This is a genomic window from Companilactobacillus formosensis, from assembly GCF_005405305.1.
GTDB lineage: Bacteria > Bacillota > Bacilli > Lactobacillales > Lactobacillaceae > Companilactobacillus > Companilactobacillus formosensis.
The window spans coordinates 1-24,695 of the sequence record NZ_BJDU01000010.1; the positions used below are offsets into that span (position 1 = coordinate 1).

Annotated in this window: 18 protein-coding genes; 11 read left to right on the forward strand and 7 right to left on the reverse strand. The window is 36.3% G+C overall.

The annotated features are described in order from the left end of the window. Positions 1-351: 351 nt before the first annotated feature. Positions 352-1,371 carry a YeiH family protein gene (locus tag FFM65_RS10690; protein ID WP_119318824.1) on the reverse strand — a complete coding sequence of 340 codons (1,020 nt, stop codon included), beginning with the start codon at positions 1,369-1,371 and terminating at the stop codon, positions 352-354. Positions 1,372-1,470: 99 nt separating this feature from the next. Here FFM65_RS10690 and FFM65_RS10695 point away from each other — a divergent pair, with 99 nt between their 5' ends. Continuing rightward, positions 1,471-2,316: a LysR substrate-binding domain-containing protein gene (locus FFM65_RS10695; protein ID WP_119318823.1), complete on the forward strand. Its 846-nt coding sequence runs from the start codon at positions 1,471-1,473 to the stop codon at positions 2,314-2,316. On the opposite strand, the gene FFM65_RS10700 is transcribed toward FFM65_RS10695, so the two are convergent. Then, positions 2,313-2,897: a peptidylprolyl isomerase gene (locus tag FFM65_RS10700; RefSeq protein WP_119318822.1), complete on the reverse strand. Its 585-nt coding sequence runs from the start codon at positions 2,895-2,897 to the stop codon at positions 2,313-2,315. The genes FFM65_RS10695 and FFM65_RS10700 overlap by 4 nt on opposite strands. 118 nt (positions 2,898-3,015) lie before the next feature. Between FFM65_RS10700 and FFM65_RS10705 the strand changes: the two genes are divergently transcribed. Beyond that, positions 3,016-3,366 (forward strand): DUF2200 domain-containing protein, encoded by a 351-nt coding sequence (locus FFM65_RS10705; protein WP_119318821.1) that lies wholly within the window; start codon positions 3,016-3,018, stop codon positions 3,364-3,366. Here FFM65_RS10705 and FFM65_RS10710 read toward each other — a convergent pair. Beyond that, a complete protein-coding gene (locus FFM65_RS10710; RefSeq protein ID WP_119318820.1) occupies positions 3,363-3,809 on the reverse strand; it encodes a helix-turn-helix domain-containing protein in 447 nt (148 codons plus the stop codon). The two genes, FFM65_RS10705 and FFM65_RS10710, sit on opposite strands and share 4 nt — an antisense overlap. Before the next feature lie 178 nt (positions 3,810-3,987). On the opposite strand from FFM65_RS10710, the gene FFM65_RS10715 reads away from it, so the two are divergent. The 5 genes from FFM65_RS10715 (at position 3,988) to FFM65_RS10735 (ending at position 11,142) form a co-directional block, all read left to right on the forward strand. Further along, positions 3,988-4,239 carry a hypothetical protein gene (locus FFM65_RS10715; protein WP_059074921.1) on the forward strand — a complete coding sequence of 84 codons (252 nt, stop codon included), beginning with the start codon at positions 3,988-3,990 and terminating at the stop codon, positions 4,237-4,239. An 87-nt stretch (positions 4,240-4,326) separates the two neighbouring features. After that, the gene (locus tag FFM65_RS10720; protein ID WP_119318819.1) at positions 4,327-5,163 is read left to right on the forward strand and encodes a mechanosensitive ion channel family protein; all 837 of its coding nucleotides are present in this window, start codon (positions 4,327-4,329) and stop codon (positions 5,161-5,163) included. 75 nt (positions 5,164-5,238) lie between these two features. Further along, positions 5,239-6,648, forward strand: coding sequence for a C69 family dipeptidase (locus FFM65_RS10725; protein WP_119318818.1), 1,410 nt, complete (start codon positions 5,239-5,241; stop codon positions 6,646-6,648). Between the two features lie 139 nt (positions 6,649-6,787). Then, complete coding sequence (locus FFM65_RS10730) at positions 6,788-7,978, forward strand: exonuclease SbcCD subunit D (protein WP_119318817.1); 1,191 nt, start codon at positions 6,788-6,790, stop codon at positions 7,976-7,978. Next, entirely contained in the window at positions 7,975-11,142 is a 3,168-nt protein-coding gene (locus FFM65_RS10735) for an AAA family ATPase (protein WP_119318816.1), read from the forward strand. Before FFM65_RS10730 ends, FFM65_RS10735 begins: the two co-directional genes overlap by 4 nt. A 38-nt stretch (positions 11,143-11,180) precedes the next feature. Here FFM65_RS10735 and carB read toward each other — a convergent pair whose 3' ends face one another. The 3 genes from carB to FFM65_RS10750 all read right to left on the reverse strand — a co-directional run bounded on the left by carB (position 11,181) and on the right by FFM65_RS10750 (position 16,530). Beyond that, entirely contained in the window at positions 11,181-14,357 is a 3,177-nt protein-coding gene (carB, locus tag FFM65_RS10740; RefSeq protein WP_119318815.1) for a carbamoyl-phosphate synthase large subunit, read from the reverse strand. A gap of 15 nt (positions 14,358-14,372) precedes the next feature. Continuing rightward, positions 14,373-15,431: a carbamoyl phosphate synthase small subunit gene (locus tag FFM65_RS10745; RefSeq protein WP_119318814.1), complete on the reverse strand. Its 1,059-nt coding sequence runs from the start codon at positions 15,429-15,431 to the stop codon at positions 14,373-14,375. Positions 15,432-15,906: 475 nt separating this feature from the next. Further along, positions 15,907-16,530: an HNH endonuclease gene (locus FFM65_RS10750; RefSeq protein WP_170176904.1), complete on the reverse strand. Its 624-nt coding sequence runs from the start codon at positions 16,528-16,530 to the stop codon at positions 15,907-15,909. Positions 16,531-16,695: 165 nt separating this feature from the next. Between FFM65_RS10750 and FFM65_RS12210 the strand changes: the two genes are divergently transcribed. From FFM65_RS12210 to FFM65_RS10765, 4 genes are all read left to right on the forward strand, one after another. After that, positions 16,696-16,833, forward strand: a complete 138-nt coding sequence (locus FFM65_RS12210; RefSeq protein WP_170176905.1) for a hypothetical protein — start codon at positions 16,696-16,698, stop codon at positions 16,831-16,833. A 111-nt stretch (positions 16,834-16,944) separates the two neighbouring features. Further along, a complete protein-coding gene (locus FFM65_RS10755; protein WP_119318812.1) occupies positions 16,945-17,352 on the forward strand; it encodes a (deoxy)nucleoside triphosphate pyrophosphohydrolase in 408 nt (135 codons plus the stop codon). Continuing rightward, a complete protein-coding gene (locus tag FFM65_RS10760) occupies positions 17,342-20,236 on the forward strand; it encodes a DEAD/DEAH box helicase (RefSeq protein ID WP_119318811.1) in 2,895 nt (964 codons plus the stop codon). Before FFM65_RS10755 ends, FFM65_RS10760 begins: the two co-directional genes overlap by 11 nt. A gap of 119 nt (positions 20,237-20,355) precedes the next feature. Then, positions 20,356-23,241 carry a DEAD/DEAH box helicase gene (locus FFM65_RS10765; protein ID WP_119318810.1) on the forward strand — a complete coding sequence of 962 codons (2,886 nt, stop codon included), beginning with the start codon at positions 20,356-20,358 and terminating at the stop codon, positions 23,239-23,241. On the opposite strand, the gene FFM65_RS10770 is transcribed toward FFM65_RS10765, so the two are convergent. After that, a complete protein-coding gene (locus FFM65_RS10770; protein ID WP_119318809.1) occupies positions 23,227-24,678 on the reverse strand; it encodes an aminotransferase-like domain-containing protein in 1,452 nt (483 codons plus the stop codon). The genes FFM65_RS10765 and FFM65_RS10770 overlap by 15 nt on opposite strands. Positions 24,679-24,695 lie beyond the last annotated feature (17 nt).

The window sequence follows — 24,695 nt, forward strand, 5'->3', positions numbered from 1 at the left end:
TTATCTTATCGAAGATGCAAGAACAAGTCAAGCACTTTTTTAAAATAATTTTTGACGTCTTGGATAAGCTGTAAGGCTTGAATCCGTTGACGCCGTTGCATCTGTCGTGACAACAGGTAATATATTACCGTTAATAATAAGTCGTTGCAAGTACTTTTTATTATTTTTTTCAATTTCTTTTGAAAAACTGACTAATTGAATAGTTTCTTCCTATTAATTATCAAATAAAAAAACTTTTAAAAAAACTACAACATGACTTTATTGATTAATACTATATCACGATTTCAAACAAATGAAACCCCTTTTATACAAAAAGACAACCACCAGTTTATACCAGTGATTGTCTTTTAATTAAAAGAAACTCTTACTTACAACAATAGCGAAGATCAATAAAATAACTGAAGAAGATAAGGCTGCTAATACAGCATTCTTTCCACTACTGATAAAGGCCTTGAAGTTCACGCTCATCCCCAAAGCTGCCATTGCCATCCCTAATACTATATAAGCTAATTTAACTAGGGCATTTAAAACACCAGTTGGCATAGGAATGAATGTTCCAATTACACTAGCCAACAAAAATCCTGCCATGAACCAAGGAATGGGCAACTTACCTTTACTACCATCTACTACAGGTTCTTGTCTTTGATACCAAATACCGATAACTAGAGCAGCAGGTGCCAATAATAAAACTCGTGATAGCTTAGTAATGATTGCGGCACTCAAACTGACTGAACCACCGGCGCCACCTGTAGCAATCGCATGAGCAATTTCATGAAGTGATCCACCAGCCATTACTCCAAACTGCGTTGGTGACATGTGTAGTAAAGGTTTAATAGCAATTTCTATCAAGGTAAAGACCGTTCCTAATATTGCTACTATCGCTACAGCTAATACTTCATCATTGTGCTTAGCTTCTTCTTCCTCTTTTGAAACTTTGATTTGGGGTGAAATACCCATGATTGCAGCTGCCCCACAAATCCCTGTTCCACTTGCTGTCAAAATTGCCAAACGTTTGCTGACTCCAAATTTTCGGGCAACATTATAAGTCAAAAAGATTACTCCACTGACAATAAACATCGCAAACAAAATCGTTTTGACCCCTGCATGAGCTAAATCAATCAAATTCAATTTGAATCCTAATAAAATAATTCCTAAACGTAAAAATTTATTGGAAATAAAACCAATACCCACTTTAGATTTCTGAACTAGTGGCTGACTAACTTGAAACATCATCCCTAGAATCAAGGAAATAACTAAAGCACCGATAATTGTCAAATATGGCAACCCACCTAACAGAGTTCCCACGATTGAACAAAGAAGTGTTATCCCAAATGCATATAGGAAACTTCTCTCAAAAAATTTTGCATACATACTAATTCCTCCGTGATTAAGATGATAATATAGAATCATCATAAGTAAAAATTAGTATTTCTTTGATATACATAAATTCAGCTTATAAGGAGAACAATCATGCTAGATCGACGCTATCAAACACTCATCACTTTGGCTAAATATCAGTCATTCACCAAAACTGCCCAAAAGCTCTACATCACTCAACCAGCAGTATCCCAACAAATCGCCTCATTGGAAGAAGAATTAGATTTTGCTCTAGTCATCAGAGATCATGGCAAAATCCATCTAACTCCTGCTGGCGAGAAATTGGCACAGTTTGCTACTCAAATCGAATTCGAAGGGACCAAAGTAATTGATAGTCTACGTAATAACGTGGAACATCTAAAAATGGGTTGCACTTTATCACTCAGTTCCACCATCTTACCTAAATTTGTTCAACAACTATCTACTAGGACTAATATCGTCACAACGAAAATTAACAATACCCAACATATCTTGCAAAATATTCGTGATGGCAAAGTCGACTTTGGCTTAATCGAAGGTAATTTCAATAAGAAAGAATTCGATGCCTTCCTATTGCAAAAAGAACATTTCATTGGTGTTGGTCATATTAAATATCGGTGTGATTCAATTGAAGATTTATTTAACCAACCATTATTACTGCGAGAAAAGGGTTCTGGTAGTCGAGAAATATTTGAAAACTGGTTAGCAACCCAAAACTACAATATTAATGATTTTAAAAATACCATCGAAATCGCTAGCCCTTCTGCCATCATTGAATACCTCAAACAAAATGATGGAATTAGTTTTATGTACGAGTCTCTAGTAATAAATGAATTAAAATCCGAACAATTAAAAAAACTAGATCTAACAGGATTCCACGTGGAACATCCCATCAATCTAGTTTTTCTCAAAAATTCTTATTTCAAAAATATTTATCAAGAAATTGCTGAATCAGTTTAGTCAGAGATTTCAACACTTTCCATCACGATATCATCGTTAGGTTTGTCATTACTGTTGCGTTTAGCGCGGGCAATATCACGAACAACGTCCATACCGTCGATAACTTGACCAAATACAGTGTGGCGATGATCCAACCATGGAGTTCCACCATTCTTGTATGCAGCGATGATTTCTTCTGGATAACCAGCTGAAGCCATTTCCTTAATCATGCGTTTTGGCATATTTTGGTTAGAAACGATGAAGAATTGACTACCATTAGTGTTAGGACCAGCGTTAGCCATTGATAGAGCACCATCTAAATTGAATAATTGATCAGTGAATTCATCTTCAAAACTATCGCCGTAGATACTTTCGCCACCCATACCAGTTCCAGTTGGGTCTCCTCCTTGAATCATGAAATCAGGAATAACACGATGGAAGATAACCCCGTTGTAGTAGCCTTTCTTAGCTAGTTCAATGAAGTTCTTTACAGTCTTAGGTACTAACTCATCGAAAAGTTGAATTTTGATTGCTCCGTGATTAGTATTAATTGTTGCGACACTACCAGTAGCATTGGCTAAATCTAATTGTGGATATGACATTTTAAAGTTCCCTTCTATATATAAGTAAATTTACTTTACCACATTTAACCAATAAGCCAAATCAAAGGAGATTTTAATTACTTTTGATAAACTGAAAGAAACACCTTTGGAGGTCATTATGCCTAAGAAAGATATCACCCAAATGTATTTCAACGATATTTACCCGCTATACGTCAAAAAAGTAGCGAGAAAAAATCATACTCAAAAAGAAGTAGATCAAATCATCACTTGGCTAACTGGATATACCCAAAACTCTTTAGAATCCATCCTTCAAGATAAAATCACTTTTGAAGATTTTTTCAATCAAGCACCTAACTTTAATGACCAAGCAAAGCTCATCACTGGCACTATTTGTGGCGTCAAAGTCGAAAATATTACAGATCCACTCGTTCAGAAAATTCGCTATTTGGACAAACTAATTGACGAGCTTGCTCACAACAAAAAAATGGATAAAATTTTGCGCCATTAATTTCGTTTGAAACGCCGGATTAGATAAGTTACTCCACCAATCAAACCAGCCAATAAGAATAAATAGCCAATCGGTACTAAGAAAAATGGTTCCTGCAAATAACCATTTTTATCAACAGTGCTACCAATCAATACAAATAATAGGAAACTAATAACACCTGCGATTATCATTGCTAAACTGAAATACAAATTCCACTTAGTTTTCTTCATCTCACTACCATCCTTCACTAATTTATCAGTCATCGTAGGATCGCCTAATATCAAATTATCCAACGAAATGTTAAAAATTTGGGCAATCAAAACTACCATTTCTAAATCAGGCAAATTGCGGTTGTTTTCCCAACTAGAAATAGTTTGCCGAGAAACATTCAACTTCTGGGCAATTTGTTCTTGAGTTAATTTTCGACTAGTTCGTAATTTCTTTATCTGTGCTCCAAAGTCCATGAATTCAACTCCTTTAACCTCAGTTATACATAATCTCTGTCAAAAACTAAAGCTAGAGTTACAAGCATCCTTGGTTTAACGGGATTTATAAAACATATTTCCATATAGTACAGAATACTACAAATTACGTTTTCTATATGTTATGTTATATACTCATTCCAATTGAGGAGATTTTAATTTGGTTACAGAAAACATTCAAGATTACACATTAGGACAAAATGAACCTACTTTAGATATTACCGTGACTGGAAATAGCGAACTTGACTATTCCCACGACGACTTAAAAATCGCCGCTGCCATTAAATTGATTGAATCATGCGACAACCTAAACTTTACTTTAATGACTGGCGAACACGAGCTATACAAAAAGCTATCCGATAAACTATACGTAGCAACAGAAGACTTCGTTCCTAAAAGTTATTTACAATAATAAATTCAAGTCAGAGAAGACCGTTTCTCTGGCTTTTTCTTTTGTGATAATATTATTTGAGTAATTATCCAGAAAGGAATAAATAATTTGTCATTTAATCTCAACACCTTAATCAAAAAACTCTTTCTCAAAGTCGATTGGGAATCAGTTTTACAGCACGTTGCCTCAGTTGCTTTCCAATTAATACTATTAACTATCGTCTTACTCTTAATCAATTGGGTCGGTAAAAAAATTATTCGTCACATTTTCAAAACTGGACTTAGAGGCACTAAGCGCCAAATTTCACCTAAAAAACTTGATACCGTTTATACATTAGCTCTCAACATTTTTAAATATACGTTGATGTTCTTTTGGATCTACGCCATACTTTCAGCCATAGGAATCCCTGTTGGTACATTGATTGCTGGAGCCGGAATCTTCAGTTTGGCAATTGGTCTTGGAGCTCAAGGTTTCGTTTCCGATATGGTCAACGGTTTCTTCATTTTATTGGAGCAACAAATCAGTGTCGGCGATTTAATTCAAGTCAACAATATCGAGGGAGAAGTTACTTACGTCGGCATTAGAACAACTCAAGTCAAAAGTTTCGACGGAACTTTAAACTACATCCCTAACCGTAACATCACTATTGTCAGCAATCTATCGCGTAATAATATGCGAGCTTTAATGGAAATTCCCGTTTCCAGTGACTCTCCTTTTGAAAAAATTACGCAAGTTATTGACGATGTTAATGACAATTTAAATTTAAAAGAACTTCAAATTACCCAAAAGCCCTATATTTTTGGTTTTTCCAATTTAAACGACGGTACCTTATCAATTCAAGTCGCCTGTTATACCACTCCTGGTGCTCAATACAATGCCAGAAATGTATTATTAAAGAAGTATTTGAATGCATTAAAAGATGCTGGGATTAATCTACCTAAGTAGTTAGCTTAGTTGGTTTCCTACATTATAAAAGTTATAATTAATCTATTAGAGATTATAAAAAGGAGCTAATTAATAATGGAAAAACGCATTAAAGGTTCTTGTACTTCGATTTTAGTTGGTAAAAAAGCTTCAATTGACGGTTCAACTCTTATTTCAAGAAATGATGACGGTCATGAAGCCTTAGATCCACAACGTTTCGTAGTCGTAAAACCAGAAGATCAACCTAGAGATTACACTTCAGTTATCAGCAAGGTAAACGTTAAATTACCTGATGATCCACAACGCTATACTTCAATTCCTAATTCAATTTTGACAAACGGAATTTGGCCAGCCGCCGGTATCAACAGTTCAAACGTTGCTATGTCAGCTACTGAAACTATTACTACTAATTCACGTGTTCAAGGACTCGATCCCTTCGTTGAAAATGGCCTAGGTGAAGAAGACTTAGTTACTGTTGTTCTTCCTTACGTCAAAAGTGCTCGCGAAGGTGTTAAACGTCTAGGTTCACTACTAGAAGAATACGGAACTTATGAACCAAACGGTATTTCATTTGCCGATAATGAAGAAGTTTGGTGGTTAGAAACTATCGGTGGACACCACTGGGCAGCCGTTCGTATTCCTGATGATGCTTACGTTGTAGCTCCAAACCGTATGAATATTGACCAATTTGACTTTGATTCAGATGACACACTTTGTTCAAGCGATTTGAAAGACTTGATTGACAACAACAACCTCAATCCAGACTTTGAAAACTACAACTTAAGACATATCTTTGGTAGTGCTTCTATTAAAGATACTGTTTACAACAACCCCCGTACTTGGTATGGTCAAAAATTCTTCAGTCCTGACGATACAGCTGATGATCCAATGGAACAAGATCTACCATTCATCTGCCACGCCAATCGCAAGATTTCTGTTGAAGATGTGAAATTCGTTTTGAGTTCTCACTTCGAAAATACTAAATACGATGTCTACGGTAGTGGCTCTGAAAGTGACAAGAAACTCTTTAGACCTATTGGTATCAACAGAAACCACAATGTTCACATTCTTCAAATCAGAAACAATGTTCCAAAAGAAATTGCCGGTATCCACTGGTTAGCTTATGGTGCTAATACTTTCAACACAGTTGTTCCATTCTATGCCAACGTTAATGACACACCTGCCCAATACAAAAACGCTACCGGTAAATTCGATTTGAATAACATGTACTGGTTGAGTTGTACAACTGCCCTACTTGGTGACACAGATTACGACTTCTACGTTGATATGAGAAATGATTATGAACTAGACGCTATGAGTGCTTACCGTAAAATTCAAAACGATACCGACGCCGATATTTCTGGACAAAAAGATATTGAAAAATACCTCGAAAATGCCAATAAGAAATTAGCTGACGTAGCCTTTGAAAAACAAAATAAATTGCTCGGAGACATGGTAACAACAGGTTCCAACAATATGAAACTTCGTTACAATTTAAATGATTAATCACTAAAAGTCGATAATTTTTTTATCGGCTTTTTTTTGCAATTTTATCGAACATACGTTCTAGTTTAATGATATACTTTAGCTAAATCTTAATTACGGGAAATTTTACGATACAATAAACTCAAATGGAGGGTTGATTATGAAACTATTACACACTGCTGACTGGCATATTGGACGAACTTTAAACGGTTATTCCCTACTAGATGAACAAGAGGAAACTTTCAAACAAATCCTAGATATTGCTAAACAAGAACACGTTGATGGCATCGTTATTGCCGGAGATATTTACGACCGAGCCATTCCTAGTCCTGAGGCCGTTACTGCCTTAGATGAAATGTTCCGTAAGATCAATTTGGAAAGTCATTTACCGATTTATGCTATTTCTGGTAATCACGACAGCGCCAAACGTCTCAATTATGGTCGTGCCTGGATGAAACAATCTGATTTTTATCTTAATACGCTTTTAGAAGAAGCTTTTAAACCAATTGAAACTTCACAAGCACAAATATTCTTATTGCCATTCTTCGATCCAATGGATGCTAGAGCTTATTACTCTCATCAAGGTATGCCTGACGAACAAGCTCAAGAGATCAAAACCATTTCCCAAGCAATGAATTTAGTTGTCGCTGATATGAAAAAGAACTTTGATCCTAATAAAAAACACTTACTAGTAACCCATTTTGCTGTAACACCTAATCAAGATACCGAACTAGAACTAACCAGTGAAACTAATTCTAAAGTCGGTGGCTTAGCAACTTTAACTAGCGACGAATTCAGTGATTTTGATTACGTCATGCTGGGACATATTCATACCCGCTTCGCTTCTCCGACTGATAATATTCGTTATTCCGGCAGTCCCGTCAAATTCAACGTCAAAGAAGCTCGTATCAAGAACAAAGGTAAAGGTGTCGATATTGTAACGATTGACGACAACGGTATTAGTCGTGAATTCAAACCTTTAACACCTAAAACTGACTTAATTGTTCTAGAAGAAGATTGGGATACCCTCTGTGATGAGAAATTTTATAGCCAACAACCACTTGATTCAGCCTGGTTCGCTATCACAATTAAAAACTTTGACCCTAGTGAGCACATTCATACCAACATCCGAGCCAAATTACAAAAACACTATAAAACTATCGTCGAACTAGACTACCAAATTAAAGCAAATGACAATCAGCTTCAAACTATCAATACCAATATCAATGATCTCAGTCCCGAAGAGACCGTTGACCAATTTTTCAAAACTATCACTGGCAAAAATTTATCCAACCAACAAAAAACACTAGTTGAAAATATTTTCAACGAAGTAGAAAGAGCGCAAAAATGAAACCAATATATTTAGATATCAATTTCTTTGGACCACATGAACATTCAACTATTGATTTTAGAAAACTAGATGAATCACCAATCTTTCTAATCGGTGGTGACACTGGGGCTGGTAAATCTACTATTTTTGATGCCATGACCTTTGCCCTCTTTGGTAGTACAACTAGTGATCGTGATGCTAAAGAAATGCGCAGTCAATTTGCTGAAGGCACCGATACGACCAAAGTAATCTTCTACTTCGAGCAAAATGGCAAAATATTCAAAGTTGAACGGACACCTGAACAATTTTTAGATAAGAAAAAAGGGACCGGCTTTACTAAAAAAGCTCCCACTGCTAATTTGTCGATTGTTGACGAAGTTAATGGCGTCGAAGTTGAAAGTATCGCAACTAAACCAGTTGATGTCGGTACATCAATTCGTGAAATTCTCAATTTGTCTGCCGATCAATTTAAGAAAATCATTCTTTTGCCACAAAATGATTTTTCAGAGTTTTTGAAGTCAAATACTGCTGATAAAGAAAAAATCCTTAAAAAAATTTTCGGAACTCAATTATTCACTGATTTTACAATCAAACTAAAAGATCATTATGATCAAGCTACTTCCAAAGCTCAAAACTTTAAAAACAAAATTCAAAGCCAACTGTCTGCTTCCATTTGGAATGACGAGGAAAAAGCCAAACTTAAAGAAATCGATAACGATCAACTGAATGACACATTAGAAAAATTTGTTGCTAATCGTCAAATTACTTTAGATGAAGCCCAAAAGACTGAACGGGCTAAACTTGTAGCCAAGAAGAAGACCGATGCTACCTATCAAACAGCTTTAGATATTAGTAAAAAATTTGATCAATTAAACGAATATCAGTCACAGTACCAAGACCACATTACAAACCAAGCTGACAATATCAGCCAAAAGCAAGCACACATTTCTGAATTACAATGGGCACGACCTCTTCAAGAAACGGTCCGTGATTTAGAGCGCCTCGAAAAAGATCAAACAGATATTTTGAATAATGAAAAAGATCTCGAACAGAAGTCACAACTTTCTCATAAGAATTTAGCTGCTGCTCAAGCTAAAACTACCGAGCTAACTAATCAACAAGCAGATTTTGATGAAAAGAATAAACAAGCTCAAAAATTAACTGTTCTGATTACTAAAGTTCAAGAAATTGAAACCATTAAAAAGTCTCTCTCCCAGTTACAACCTCGCCTTGAAAAAGTCACTCAGACCGTTCAGACAAAATCCCAAGAATTAATGACTATTAATGATTCAATTCAAGCTAAGAATGAAGAATTGTCTAAATATCAAGACTTTCCCAATCAAAAAGACAAATTGGTTCAAGAAAAATCCGATTTTATTGATCAATTCTCACCTCTTGAGACCGACCGTCAAAATGCTGCCGATGCTGTAGCTAAAACGCAAAATAAACTCAAGAAATTACATGCTGACTTAGATGAAAAAACTAAGTTATTTGAAGATGCCAAAAAAGACTATCAAGAGAAAATCAAAACTAGACAATCACTAATGATTGCTCAACTTCGTCAAGAATTAGTAGATGGCGAAGCTTGCGCTGTCTGTGGTTCGACTGAACATCCCTATGCCAAAAAGGCTGCTGTAGCTGATGAAAAAGAACTTCGCAAATCAATGGATGCCGTCGACAACTCTCAAAAAGTCTTTGCAGCCAAAGAAACAGATTTAAAGAACATCCAACAAACAATTCAAGAAGTTTCAGATGAGTTTGACCAACAACAACGAAAGGCTGTCTCTACTCAAATTGCCTTATCAACTCACTACACTCAAGCAGTTACTGGCGCCTCAGTTGAATTGCCACAACAGTTTGATTTAACAACTATCAAAGACGTCTTCCAGAAAAATATCGATCAACTAAATAAAAAAATTCAAGCTTCACAAAAACTAACTCAAGAAATCAAAGCTTTAGAAACAAAATTAAATAACCAACAGGAATTATTAAACCAAGATAAGTCGGAATTGGATAAATTGACAGCTGAAATTCAAACTCGTAAAAATGACTTACAAGCAAAATCGTCCGAACTTGAAGACTCAACCGCTACAAGTCAGCAATTGATCAGTCAAAAGAATGAATTAGTATCAGCGTATGAGAAATTCCAAAAAGACTTAAAAGCTGCTCAAGATGCAGTTCACAGAAATGAAATCAGCTATAGTAACAATCAAACTAAATTGACTGATACTCGGACACAATTAGATAAATTAACAACCAATTTAAGAAATCTCTCCGATAAATTGCAACAATCACTTAACGCAGATGATGCTAAAACTAACGATCGTAATTTATTGGATAGATGGATTTTAGAAATCTCTCAAAATCAACTAAATAAATTACAAAATGACGTCACCAGCTATCAAAAAGAAAAGGAAATTTTAACTGACAACATCACCAAGGTAAAAACACAACTAAAGAATCAAACAAAACCTGATATTGTCACTTTAAAGCAAGCTAAAGATGATGCTGAACAAAATCATTTAAATGCCGCTAAACAAACTAATTCATATGACCATGACTTAAAAGAAGCTACCCAAAACTTCGAACAAGTACAAAAGATTCTTCAAGCTCAAGGTAACTTCACCAAGGAATTAGCCGCTGTCACTAGCCTTTATAATATTGTCACTGGTAAGGATGGCAATGAGAATAAATTAAAGCTAGAAACTTACGTCGTTCAAAACTATTTATTGAAGATTTTGAATTACGCCAACAGCAAATTCTTAAGTATCCTTTCTAATGACCGTTATTATTTCCAACTATCGACTGAAAGCACTAATAAGCAACGGGATCACGGTTTGGATATCAACATTTATGATCGTCAAACTAACGCCACTCGTTCTTCCGACACACTTTCTGGTGGTGAAACTTTCATCGCCGCCTTATCAATTGCTCTATCATTGAGTGAGGTCGTCCAATCATCAGCTAACGGAGTCCAAATCGATGCGTTATTTATTGACGAAGGCTTTGGTTCATTGGATGAAGAAACACTTAACGAAGCAATGAAAGCTTTAACTGAAATCGGTCAAAATCGCATGGTCGGTGTCATCAGTCACATTGAATCTATGAAACAAAGTATCGGCCAACAACTATTAGTTCAAAAAGTTGGTAATGGTAAAAGTACAATCAAAATTATTACTAAGTAAAATAAAAAACATCCCCAAATTGAGGATGTTTTTCTTATCTATAATGGATTTACGCCGATAAAACGTTTTTCAAGTACTTTCAAAATAGCATTGGCCGTATCGAGTGAAGTATATAGTGGCACGGCATTCAAGACTGCATTTTGACGAATGATATAACCGTCTGAATGATGACTTCTACTTTCACCCAAAGTATTGATCAATAATTGAATCTTGTTATGACTCAAATAGTAAACAATATCTTCATCTGCCTGTCCCACTTCAGGAACAACTTTAGCTTCAACACCATGTTCATTGAAGTACTTAGCTGTACCTTTAGTAGCCAAAATTTGGAAGCCAACTTCATGGAAACGATGCGCCAAACTGCAAGCTTCAGCTTTGTCATTATCATTAACTGTTATCAAGACATTGCCAGCATCTTTGATGTGTTGGTTAGTAGCTTCAAAGGCTTTGTACAAAGCTTCAGTATAATCTTTACCTGAACCCATGACTTCACCAGTTGATTTCATCTCAGGTCCCAAAGCACTATCAACATCGTTTAATTTATTGAAGGAGAATGTTGGTGCTTTGACGTGAATCAAACGAGATTCTGGTGCCAAGCCTGGTTCTAACCCAAGCGTAGCAAAGTTGGCTCCTAAGATTAATTTTGAAGCAATTCTAGCCATTTGAATTCCTGTGACTTTGCTCAAATATGGCACTGTCCGACTGGCTCTTGGATTAACTTCAATAACGTAAGCTTGGTTTTCATGAATAACAAATTGAACATTCATGATACCAATACATTTGAGTTCTTTTGCCAAAAGTTTCGCGTATTTAACGATTTGGTTTTGAACTTCTTCAGGAATATTTTGTGGAGGATAAACAGCCATAGAATCCCCTGAGTGAACTCCAGATCTTTCGATATGTTCGATGATACCTGGCAATAGAACATTTTCACCATCACTCAAGGCATCAATTTCACATTCACGACCAGTCAAGTAAGTATCGATCAAAACTGGATGGTCGTTTGAAACGTGAACTGCTTCGTGCATGTATTTGTCGAGTTCTTCGTCAGATCTGACAATTTCCATCGCACGACCACCTAGAACATAACTAGGACGAATCAAGACTGGATAACCAATCTTATGGGCAACTTCAACCGCACCTTCTTGAGAGGTAGCCGTGCCACCAGCTGGTTGAGGGATATTTAATTTTTTGATAATTTGATCAAACAAATCACGATCTTCAGCACGATTGATATCTTCAACTTGCGTACCCAAAATCTTGATACCATTTTCCTTCAATGGTTCAGCCAAGTTGACTGAAGTTTGCCCACCGAATTGAACGATAGCGCCGACTGGTTGTTCCAAATCACAAACATTCAAAACATCTTCCAATGTCAAAGGTTCAAAGTATAGTTTGTCGGCAACTGAATAATCAGTTGAAACAGTTTCCGGGTTATTATTGATAACGATAGCTTTGTAACCCATTTGTTGAACCGCTCTGACACAGTGAACTGTTGAATAATCAAATTCGATACCTTGGCCGATACGAATAGGACCAGAGCCTAGAATCAAGACGGATTTTTCTGAAGCTTTTTGTGATTCATTTTCAGTCTCATACGTGCTATAGAAATAAGGAGCTTGAGCTTCAAATTCACCAGCACAAGTATCAACCATCTTGTAAGTTGGCAAAATTTCACTTTGCTTTCTGAAGTGACGAATAATATCTTCATCCAAGCCATTCAAGCGAGCAATTGTCTTATCAGAATAGCCGAGTTGCTTAGCCTCTAGAATGATATCTTTGTCCAAAGTTCCGTTAGTCAAAACTTTTTCGTAATTGATGATATTCTTCAATTTGGCCAAGAAAAACGGATTGATAGCTGTTAGTTGATTAATTGTTTCATAGGAAACATCTCGTCTCAACAATTCAGCGATGTAGAATAAACGGTCATCTGTTGGCGTTTGAACGTATTTTTCCAACTCTTCTAAAGGTTTGTCGGCAAGTGAATCCATAATTAAATCATGTTGGTCAATTTCTAGAGAACGAACGGCTTTTTGGAAAGCTTCTTCGATATTTCTACCAAGAGCCATTACTTCACCAGTTGCCTTCATTTGGGTACCGATAGTTCTGTCAGCTTTAGAGAATTTATCAAAAGGCCAACGAGGGATCTTGCAGACAACATAATCTAATGCTGGTTCGAATTGGGCAAAAGTCTTACCAGTGATTGGATTGATAATTTCATCCAAAGTCAAGCCAACGGCAATCTTAGCCGCAATTTTAGCAATCGGATAACCAGTAGCTTTAGAAGCTAAGGCTGAAGAACGGCTGACACGAGGATTTACTTCAATGATGAAATAATTACTTGTTTTAGTATCGATAGCGAGTTGAACATTACAACCACCTTCGATTTTTAGTGCACGAATAATTTTTAGAGAAACATCACGCAATTTTTGAACTTCGTCATCAGTCAAAGTTTGAATTGGTGAAATAACAATCGAATCTCCAGTGTGAATACCGACTGGATCAATGTTTTCCATGTGACAAACAGCCAAAGCATTGTCGGCACTATCACGCATTACTTCAAACTCAATTTCTTTAAAACCGGCGATACTTTGTTCAATCAAAACTTCAGTTGATGGTGAAGCTTTCAAACCACGACCAACGATTTCTTCTAGTTCGTCATAGTTGTGAGCTACCCCACCACCAGTTCCACCCATGGTAAAAGCGGGACGGATAATGACCGGAAAGCCGATTCCATCGACGAATTTTTTAGCTTCACGATAGTTGTGAGTCGATTTAGAAGCAGGTACTGGCTCATGAAGTTTATTCATTAATTCTTTGAACTCTTCACGATCTTCAGCTTCATTGATAGTGTCAAGCTTAGTTCCAATAATTTCAATTCCCAATTGGTTCAAAATACCTGATTCTTGTAATTGAACCGCCATGTTCAAGCCCGTTTGGCCACCTAATGTTGGGATGATGGCATCAGGATGTTCTTTGACCAATACTTTTTCAACAAATTCCAAAGTAATTGGTTCGATGTAAACTTTGTCCGCAATGTGTTTGTCAGTCATGATTGTAGCTGGATTGGAATTAATCAAAACAGTTTCATAACCTTCTTCTTTCAAAGCTAGACAAGCTTGTGTTCCTGAGTAGTCAAATTCGGCAGCCTGACCAATAATAATTGGACCGGAACCGATAATCATAATTTTTTTAAGGTCTGTTCTTTTTGGCATTTAATTCCCCTCCAGCTATTTGTTAATTGCATTCCAGAATTTGTTAAATAAGAAATCAGCATCATGTGGACCTGGTTTAGCATCGGGGTGGAATTGCACAGAAAAAGCATTGTATTTAGTGTGCTCTACTCCTTCAACTGTTTGGTCGTTTAATTCTACTTGTGTAACTTTCAAATCAGTATCTTCAACTGATTCAGCGTCAACGGCATAACCGTGATTTTGTGAAGTGAAGTAGATACGACCAGTTTCTAAGTCCTTAACTGGATGGTTAAATCCACGGTGACCAAATTTCATCTTGAAAGTCTTAGCACCGTTAGCTAGGCACAATAATTGATGACCCATGCAGATTCCAAAGACTGGATAAAGTTTTTCCAATTCCACAATAGTTGGCAAAACATCCATATGTCTAGTTGGATCTCCAGGTCCGTTACTTAACAAAATTCCATCTGGTTTGAGATTTTCGATTTCTTCTAGTGAAGTGTTGCCTGGTACGATAGTGATTTTCAAACAACGCTTCTTTAGTTCGGAAATGATACTTTCTTTATATCCGAAATCTAGTACAACGACGTGTTTGCCGCTGCCTGCAAATTCTGCTGGTGTAGGGGTGATACTCTTTTCTAACTGTGAATCGTCTAATTTCCAAGTACTGATTTGGTCAATAAGTCCTGAGTCTAAATCGTCAACAATAGCTGCTTTTAGTGAGCCAGCTTTTCTAATCTTTAAGGTAATTGCACGTGTATCAACTCGTCGGATACCGGGGACATTCTCTTGCTTTAGGAATTCATCGATAGTCATTTCGCTTTGGTAATTTCCTGTGACATCGGTTATTTCTCGGGCTAGTACGCCCTTTATAGTAGGCTTTTTGGATTCATTAAATTTCTTGGCGACACCATAATTACCGATCATTGGTGCACAAAAGTTAATAATTTGTCCATTGTAGGATTGATCAGTAATTGCTTCTTGATATCCGCTCATCCCTGTTGTAAAAACAAGTTCGCCGATTGTTTCTGTGTCGCTTCCAAAAGCCGTACCTTCAAAGTATGTTCCATCTTCAAAAACTAGGTATCTTTTCATATTTGTCCTCCGAATTGATAAAAATTTGGTACATAAAAAGGGATGCTGATAAGCATCCCTAAAGTTAGTCCTAGACGATTGATTAGACTGAACTTTTGGGACCTCTCTGGATCCAATTAAAAATTCAAATTTAAAGACTTTTCACCAGTACGAATTGCTCAGAGAATCCTCTCTGTGGTTCTTTCGCCTTCAAGATCTCACAGGGTCCCATTAAAAGTTATTGTTCCCATGATACAAACATCTTCGTGAATCGTCAATAGTTTTATTAAAATAATTCTAATTTAAATCATAGTTTTATTAGATATTTTTAAATATATTAAACACAAAGCAATAAAAAAACTTCCTCTGCCAGCAGACAAAGAAAGTTTAGTTTGAGAAAGTTCCCCTCCTAATTGTTACTTTCTAAGCCTCTCTGGACTTAATTAAAAGTTGTTGTAATTATAATACAAATCACTTGTTGATTAGTCAATAGCCATTAACGCTTAAATATGTGCTCACGGTGGTATTGTAAATAATTTTTATTAGGAGAATATTCTCTATTCATATGTATTTTTCTATTTTTATATTTATTTAGTGTTTTATTGAGCTCTGGGTCGTCTGAACTTATGTCGGATAAGATTATGTGTCCTTGATTAGAAAACGTGAAATAGCCTTGTGTAAAAGCTTTTGAGAGTATTTTTGTTAAGCAGATGCCATTACGATAATCTAGACGAGTGGTTTTATTTTCTTCCCATGGGATTATTCTAGTGGCAACTAGTTCATCCTCATCAGAGGCTCCAGTTAGAGCTGATTTATAATGATAATTAAATTTTACTTGGTCGGAGAAATATTTATCTGCGGCTCTGCGAGTTGGGACTCCTTTGGCGGTATCTTCAATTGTATACAATTCGTGCCTTTGAGCTTGGTAACATTTGACCGACAATGATTCTTCAGCACTAGACAAATTGTCAAACTCTGGAGACAAATTGTTTTGTCGATCCAATAAACCAAGGAAATCTTCTTTAGTTATTTGGGTAATACCGTTCATGTTGAAGAAGTTAGACCACTTACCTTTGAACTTGCGGAATTCCCAGTCGAAGGTTCGTAAGTTTTGTTTCATTAGACGATGAGAGAACAGATAGGGATTCTTCACTTCAAGTAGGCTATTGCCTGTTGTTGGGTCTACTTGGACTATATCCCCTAGTTGAGCCGCACCATATAGATAGAATTCGTTACCCCATTCGGATGCACTGCCAGATCTGCGATAGATTATCAGGTCTCCGGTGTGGAGTTGTTTGTTGGTTTGATTTTGGTAGCTGTAGTATTTGAAGTCTACGTCATTGTGGTTGGGACTGGAGCTGGAGTCTATTATGAAGTAATTGGTTTTGGGATTGGTTGTTTGAGATTGAGATTTGTACATTAATTATCTTCTCCCGTCTTTTAATTATCACTTATATTTTATACTTTGAATTCGGCACATACCTACATTTGATATACTAGATCTATTGAAATAACGATTAATAGGAGTGGTCATATGAGTAAAATTCAAGTTGTAGGAGCAATCATTATTAAAGATCACAAATTACTTGCTGCTCAACGTGCATCCAATCGAGTTCTTGGAGGATATTGGGAATTTCCTGGTGGAAAAATTGAACCCACAGAAACACCAGAAGTTGCAATGTCGCGTGAACTCCGAGAAGAGTTTGGAGCAAAAGCAACTGTATTCGAAAAGTTTTCTATTGATGGAATTGCAGAATTAGAATTTGGAGAAGTAATACTTCATTGTTATTACGTTAGATTAGACAGTAATATTTCTAAGACTATTGCACACGATGAATTACGCTGGGTTACTCCGAATGAAGCTCTCACATTAGATTGGGCTCCCAGCGATGTTTCCGTAATTAAGGCCCTAGCAAAGACTGGATTTAATTATGAATACTGATTATGAAAAAAATATAAAAAAAGGGATAGATTTTGGTTTTATTGATAATTCAATCGAATCACTAGATCGTTATCAGCCCTCACTTGTAACTAACCATAATGGAACTGTACTTGATACATTGGAAGAAGAATTACGTAGTACCAAATCATTTACCATTGCAGTAGCATTTGTCACATCTGATGGCTTATTAGATTTAAAAAGTACCTTAGCCGATATCGCATCTCATGGTATACGAGGCAGATTAATCACATCAACCTATTTAAAATTTAATAACCCAAATATGTTCGAAGATCTGTCTTACATTCCTAATCTAGATGTTAGAGTTTTACATCAAGAAGGATTCCATACAAAAGCTTACTATTTTAATCATGGTAATTATGAAAGTATTTTAGTTGGAAGCGCCAATTTAACTCAAAATGCTCTGAAGAAAAACTTTGAATGGAATCTAAGAGTAACTTCTACTGAACGTGGAGATATTGTTCAAAGTGTCAAAAGAGAATTGGACGACCTTTGGCAAAAGGCGACGCCTCTAACTAACTCTTGGATAGAAAAATATCGTCAAAATTGGGAACCACCAGCTCTTTCAGTATCAGAGCCCTCTCAAAAAGAGCAAGCACCTGGAACAATTTCACCTAATGAAATGCAAAATAACGCCTTAATGTCGTTAAAAGATTTAAGAGAAAAAGAACATGCTAAAAAAGCTCTAGTGGTCGCAGCGACAGGAACAGGAAAAACGTATTTAGCGGCCTTTGATGTTAGAAACGTCAAACCTAAAAGAGTCTTATTTGTTGTACACCGCGCACAAATTCTGGAACAAGCAAAAGAAAGTTTCCAAAAAATCTTGGGCGGTCCCGATAAAGATTACGGCATACTTAGTGGAAGTAAAAAGCAAATTGATGCTCGTTATCTTTTTGCTACAGTAAACATGGCTTCTGACGAAAACGTTTGTAAGCAATTGGATTCAAAGAGATTTGATTACATAATTATTGATGAAGCTCATCGTGTCAGCGAGAATCAAGCCGGCGAAAAACAAACAATGTATCAAAAATTAATGAATTTTTATGAGCCAAAATTTATGCTCGGCATGACCGCCACACCAGAACGTACCGATGGTACAAATGTCTATGCATATTTTGACTACCATCTGGCCTATGAAATTTCTCTTTTGGACGCCTTAGACCATAATTTTCTTACACCATTCCACTACATTGGCGTAACAGACTACGAAATAGATGGCCATATTATAGATGACAAAACTAGTTTAAAATATTTAGTTTCTGATGAAAGAGTTAATTATATTGTAGATAAAACTAAGTACTATGGCCCACGTGGAGAAAATGTTCATGGTCTAATCTTTGTTAGTCGTATAGAAGAAGGCCGTGATTTAGTAACCAAATTAAAATTGCGAGGTATAAATGCCCAATTCGTCTCAGCTGTGGATTCAATCGACACTAGAGAAAAGGCCGTTCGAAAACTAATCAAGGGTGAACTCCAATATATCGTAACTATCGATATCTTTAATGAAGGTGTTGATATTCCTTGCCTAAATCAAATTGTTATGATGCGCCCTACTAAGTCCAGTATTATATTTTTGCAACAACTTGGACGAGGATTACGTAAATTCCCTGGTAAAACATCAGTTACCGTATTAGATTTCATTGGAAATTATGATGAAAATTATATGATCCCGATGGCTTTTGACCAATCAAACACCAGTAATAAGGAAAAAATACGAAAACAAATTATTAGTCCTAGTATTTCTGGAGTCTCTACCATTCACTTTGAGGAAGTAGCTCGTAATAGAGTACTCAAAGCTGTCTCAAAAGCTTCATTAGAAAGTATGAAAAGATTCCGAGATGCCTACAATAATCTAAAAGATAAGATCGGTCTTCGACCACCTATGTTTATGGATTTTGCCAAATTAGGAACCATCACTGTTTCTGATATAGTACATAAATTTAATACTATATATGATATGCAATTAAAATTTGAAAAAGGATCTTCTCAATCATTAAACGAAAAGCAATACGCATTTTTAGATTTTATTTCCAGAGAAATAACTGTTTCAAAGCGTCCAGTTGAAGCTTGGATTTTAAAACAATTATCAATAAAAAAGGTTCTAACCGATACTGAAATCTTATCCGGGCTTCAAGCTGCAAATATCTTTTACGATAATGATTCTTTAAAAAACGTCGCTTCCATACTAAACCTAAGTTATTTCATGGATAGGAATCGTCAAAAATATGGTGACACGCCTTTAATCAATCATTATGACAACAACTGGGAACTAACCTCTGAATTCAAATCGGCTTTAAATTCAAAAGAATTCAAAAAATATTTTGAAGATGCTATCAATGTAAACTTATTAAAACTTCAAAATCATCCATTAGCTTTCAGCAATCGTTTTATTATTGGCGAAAAATACTATCGTACTGATGTTATTAAATTACTAAATTGGCAAAAAGAACAAAACGGTCAAAATGTTGGCGGTTATATTATGAGATCTGATTCCAAGTTTTTACCTGTTTTTATAGCATTAGAGAAAACTGAGAATTTTCAAAATAAAATGGCCTATGAAGATGCATTCTTAGATCGTTCAACAATGAGATGGTTTTCAAAGAGTGGTCGTTCAACTACTAGTAAAACCGAAAGTAAAATTATTAGTAATAAAGACTTTGGAATGATTCAATTATTCGTTAAAAAATCCGATGATGACAAGCGTGAAGGTAAAGATTTTTATTACTTGGGATCTGCACGTGTTATAAATGCTGAAGATAAAATTGCTAGAAATTCGGACGATAAAAAAACGAAATTAATTGATTTTACTCTTCGACTCCAACGAGAAGTTGATTTAAGTTTATATCGTGCTTTGACGGAAAGCTGACAACAACCCATAAATTATAGGCTCCCTTAATTAGGAGTCTATTTTTATACAGTAAATCTCTCCCCATTGCTACATCTGCTATACTTATCCCAAAATCAATCACAATTAGGAGCTCACTAATGAATACCAACCAAGAAATCAACAAAGGTGTAAACTTTGGCTTTATCGACAATTCAATCCAATCACTATCTCGCTATCAACCAGCTCTAGTGACCAACCAAAATGGCACAGTTCTCGACACGATTGAAGATGAACTGCGTAATGCCACAACATTTACGATTGCAGTTGCCTTTGTTACTTCTGGTGGTCTACTAGATCTAAAGAGTACCCTAGCTGACCTTGCAACTCACGGTGTTCACGGGAAACTTATTACTTCAACTTACCTTGGTTTCAACAATCCTCAAGTCTTTGAAGATTTACTCCAAATTCCCAATCTCGATGTCAAAGTTTTAGATCAAGATGGATTTCACACTAAGGCTTATTATTTCAATCACGACGACTACGAAAGTCTAGTAATTGGAAGTGCCAACTTAACTCAAAACGCTTTGAAAAATAATTTTGAATGGAATCTACGCATCACTTCAACTGAACGCGGTGAAATTGTTCGTAATGCTAAATCTGAACTGGAGAAACTTTGGCAACAGGCTACTCCACTAACTCAAGCATGGATTGATGAATACAAAGAGGATTGGCAACCAAATTACTCATCGTTTTCTCGAAAGAAAAAAATTAATAAATCTGGCAAAATCATTCCCAATCAGATGCAAAAGCCAGCTTTAGAAGCTTTGAAACACCTTCGAGATGCTCAACATGCCAAAAAAGGCCTAGTCGTTGCGGCCACTGGAACTGGAAAAACTTACTTAGCAGCTTTTGATGTCCAACAATTTCAACCTAAACGACTATTATTTGTCGTCCATCGAGAACAAATTTTGCGCAAAGCAATGTCTAGTTTTCGAGAGATTTTAGGTGGTTCTGACAGTGATTACGGCATTCTCAGCGGCAGTCAAAAAAATCTCAATGCTCGCTATCTTTTTGCCACCGTCAATATGGTTTCCAAAAAATCAATCCGTGAACAGCTTGGTGCCAAAGCCTTTGACTACATAATCATCGACGAAGCTCATCGAGTTGGTCAAAATAATCACGGTGAAAAAGAAACTATGTACCAGCGTTTGATGAATTTTTACAAACCACAATTCATGTTGGGAATGACTGCCACTCCTGAACGAACTGATGGGACGAATGTCTACGAATATTTTGATTACAATTTGGCCTATGAAATATCTTTGCTAGATTCATTGGATCATAATTTGTTGACGCCTTTTCACTACATTGGTGTCACTGACTATGAAAAAAATGGCGAAGTAATCGACGACAAGACTAGTCTCAAGTATCTCGTATCCGACGAACGGGTTAATCATCTAATTGAAAAAACTAACTATTATGGTCCCAGAAAAGACTCTGTCCACGGTTTAATTTTTGTCAGTCGTATTGCTGAGGGACATGAATTGACCATCAAACTGACTAATAAAGGTATCAATGCTCAATTTGTTTCCGCCGAAGATACTGTCGAAGCACGCGAAAAAGCAGTTCACCGACTAACTAAAGGTGAACTGCAATATATCATCACGGTTGATATTTTTAATGAGGGTGTCGACATTCCAATTCTCAATCAAATTGTCATGATGCGTCCTACCAAATCTAGCATCATCTTCCTTCAACAATTAGGTCGTGGTTTGCGTAAATTTGCCCACAAAGAATACGTTACTATTTTAGACTTCATCGGTAATTACGACGAAAATTATATGATCCCGATGGCCTTTGACCGTTCACACACTAATAATAAAGAAAAAATCCGTAAACAAATTATCAGCCCCAGTATCTCCGGTGTTTCAACGATTCACTTTGAAGAAGTTGCTCGACAAAAAATTCTTGCTTCTGTTTCTAAAGCTCGCTTGAACGACATGAAACGATTCAAAACTGCTTATCAAAATCTCAAGGAAAAAATCGGCTTACGTCAACCCATGCTCTTGGATTTTGCCAAAATGGGTAACATCGAAGTTCCTGATATAATTGATAAATTCGTCACTCTCTACGATATGCAAAACAAATTTGAAGATGATTTTTCAAACGTCCTCACTGAAAAACAATATGCCTTTTTAAAATTCATCTCCGCAGAAATCACCGTTTCCAAACGCCCTGTTGAAGCTTGGATTTTGAAACAATTATTAGACAAACCAGTTTTAAATGATGAAGAAATTTTATCAGGCTTAAAAGTCCAAAATATTTTTTGCGATAAAGAAACTTTGGATAACGTGGCATCAGTTTTGTGCTTCAATTATTTCTCAAAAGTAAAACGAAAGAAATACGGTCAAATGATTTTGATCGACCGCACTAACAACAAGTGGACTTTCACTTCAGAATTACAACAACTGCTGCAATCACTAATTTTTAAAAGTTATTTTGAAGATGCCCTTGATGCAAATCTCTGGAATGTATCGCAAAACCCAGAAATTTACCAAAATAGATTCACTATCGGAGAAAAATACTACCGTCCGGATATTATTAAGATGCTGAATTGGACAAAGGAACCCAACTACATAAATATCGGTGGCTATGCTCTAAGAGATGATGAACGTTTCCTCCCTGTCTTTATCTCTTTGAAGAAAAATAAAAAAATTCAAAATAAGCTAGTCTATGACAACACTTTTCTCGACCGTTCAACAATTCCCCTATTTTCTAAAAGTGGGCGTACAACTTCTAGTGCAGTAGAAAGTAAATTATTAAAAAATAAAGATTTCAGCATGATTCAACTATTCATCAGAAAATCTAACGACGACCGCATAGATGGCAAGGACTTCTACTATCTTGGATCCGCAAAAACACTCAGTGCTAAAGATATCACCGAAGAAAATATCGACGGCAAGCCAACCAAGTTAGTTGAATTTATCTTGCGATTAGAACACGAAGTCGACCTAGGCTTATACAGATTTTTAACTGAGGACTAAATCGGCAATTTTTCTCATAGCATCGTTGAATTCTTTTTCCGTGACATAAGCAAACGAAATTCGTAACGAACGATTGTGGCGAAAGTCATAAATATCACCAGGATTCAAAAGTATCCCTTTATCCAAGGCTCTCTCAAACAAATCATCAGCTTCTACATCAGGATTAAAAGTCAGCCAAATATAAAAACCGCCAACTGGCACGTCCCATGTAGCAATATCCTTAAAATATTTTTCCAAAGTTTCCAAGGCATTATCACGACGTTTCTTCAAAGTAATCTTCAAATCAGCCAAGTATTGATCATACATACCACTTTCCAAAAACTCCGCAAACACTAGTTGCGACAAAGAACTTGCTCCATAGTCCATTTGCATTTTGGCATCTCCTAGTCGCTTGATAACTGCCTCTGGAGCAATTACCCAACCAATTCTCAGTCCCGGTGCCAAAGCTTTCGAAGCACTGCCTAAATACATCACCATACCATTTCCATCGATTGCCTTGAGTGGACGTGGTGCTTTTTTAAAACACAATTCTTGATAGACTCCATCTTCTATGATTGGCAGTCTATTTTTTATGCAAAAATTCATCAGTTCTTGACGACGAACATCACTCATTGTAATGCCAGTAGGATTTTGATTAGTCGGAATCGTATAAAGAATTGCCGGCTGGTTTTCTTTTAAAAATTTCTCCATTTTCCAATATTCCAAGCCTTCATGATCCATAGAAATGCCGTTTAATTTCAACCCAGTCGACTGAAACATCTGTATTGATTTCAGATAAGTCGGCGCCTCAGTAAAAACAGTGCTGCCTTCTTCCAACATGCACGACGAAATCAGTTGCAAACCTTGCAGTGCACCTGAAGTTATCAAGATATTATCTACTGATGCTTTTACTCCAATTTTTCTCATGTGTTCAACTATCGCCAAACGCAAATTCATCATTCCTAAAGGTTCAGCGTATCCTAAAGAAGTAACCTCGATACTCAATTTTTGCATAATTTTTGACCACATTTTTTGCGGGAATAATCGTGGATCTAATTCACCAGTTCCCAAACGAATGATATCTGGTGAAAATTCCAATTGATTTATCTGCTGCAGCCGACGGTCACTTTCTTTTAAATATCCGGCTGAAATAAATTTTTTCCAACTTGGTTTGGTTGGCAACATCACCGACCAGGTATTACTGACAATCCTCGTTCCCGCACCGTGTTGGCCAGAAATAATTCCATAAGACGTCAGTTCATCGATAGCTGTTGAAATGGTGCTACGATTGACTTTGAACATCAATGCTAAAGCCCGTTGTGACGGCAATCTTGAGTTGATAGGCCAAGCTCCACTAGCGACTTGATCACAGACGTATTGCACGATTTGGCGGTAAACCGGAATTTTAACTTTTTTATCAGGTTGCCAAGTAATTTGTAGTGGTATATTTTTTTGCATGATTAACTCCTTTTGGT

What these genes read in the sequence shown, in the direction of transcription:
- carB (WP_119318815.1), bottom strand. Translation starts at nt 14,357, where the DNA reads ATGCCAAAAAGAACAGACCTTAAAAAAATTATGATTATCGGTTCCGGT.
- FFM65_RS10745 (WP_119318814.1), bottom strand. Translation starts at nt 15,431, where the DNA reads ATGAAAAGATACCTAGTTTTTGAAGATGGAACATACTTTGAAGGTACG.
- FFM65_RS10750 (WP_170176904.1), bottom strand. Translation starts at nt 16,530, where the DNA reads ATGAAACAAAACTTACGAACCTTCGACTGGGAATTCCGCAAGTTCAAA.
- FFM65_RS10705 (WP_119318821.1), top strand. Translation starts at nt 3,016, where the DNA reads ATGCCTAAGAAAGATATCACCCAAATGTATTTCAACGATATTTACCCG.
- FFM65_RS10695 (WP_119318823.1), top strand. Translation starts at nt 1,471, where the DNA reads ATGCTAGATCGACGCTATCAAACACTCATCACTTTGGCTAAATATCAG.
- FFM65_RS10700 (WP_119318822.1), bottom strand. Translation starts at nt 2,897, where the DNA reads ATGTCATATCCACAATTAGATTTAGCCAATGCTACTGGTAGTGTCGCA.
- FFM65_RS10735 (WP_119318816.1), top strand. Translation starts at nt 7,975, where the DNA reads ATGAAACCAATATATTTAGATATCAATTTCTTTGGACCACATGAACAT.
- FFM65_RS10690 (WP_119318824.1), bottom strand. Translation starts at nt 1,371, where the DNA reads ATGTATGCAAAATTTTTTGAGAGAAGTTTCCTATATGCATTTGGGATA.
- FFM65_RS10725 (WP_119318818.1), top strand. Translation starts at nt 5,239, where the DNA reads ATGGAAAAACGCATTAAAGGTTCTTGTACTTCGATTTTAGTTGGTAAA.
- FFM65_RS10710 (WP_119318820.1), bottom strand. Translation starts at nt 3,809, where the DNA reads ATGGACTTTGGAGCACAGATAAAGAAATTACGAACTAGTCGAAAATTA.
- FFM65_RS10765 (WP_119318810.1), top strand. Translation starts at nt 20,356, where the DNA reads ATGAATACCAACCAAGAAATCAACAAAGGTGTAAACTTTGGCTTTATC.
- FFM65_RS10755 (WP_119318812.1), top strand. Translation starts at nt 16,945, where the DNA reads ATGAGTAAAATTCAAGTTGTAGGAGCAATCATTATTAAAGATCACAAA.
- FFM65_RS10770 (WP_119318809.1), bottom strand. Translation starts at nt 24,678, where the DNA reads ATGCAAAAAAATATACCACTACAAATTACTTGGCAACCTGATAAAAAA.
- FFM65_RS10730 (WP_119318817.1), top strand. Translation starts at nt 6,788, where the DNA reads ATGAAACTATTACACACTGCTGACTGGCATATTGGACGAACTTTAAAC.
- FFM65_RS10760 (WP_119318811.1), top strand. Translation starts at nt 17,342, where the DNA reads ATGAATACTGATTATGAAAAAAATATAAAAAAAGGGATAGATTTTGGT.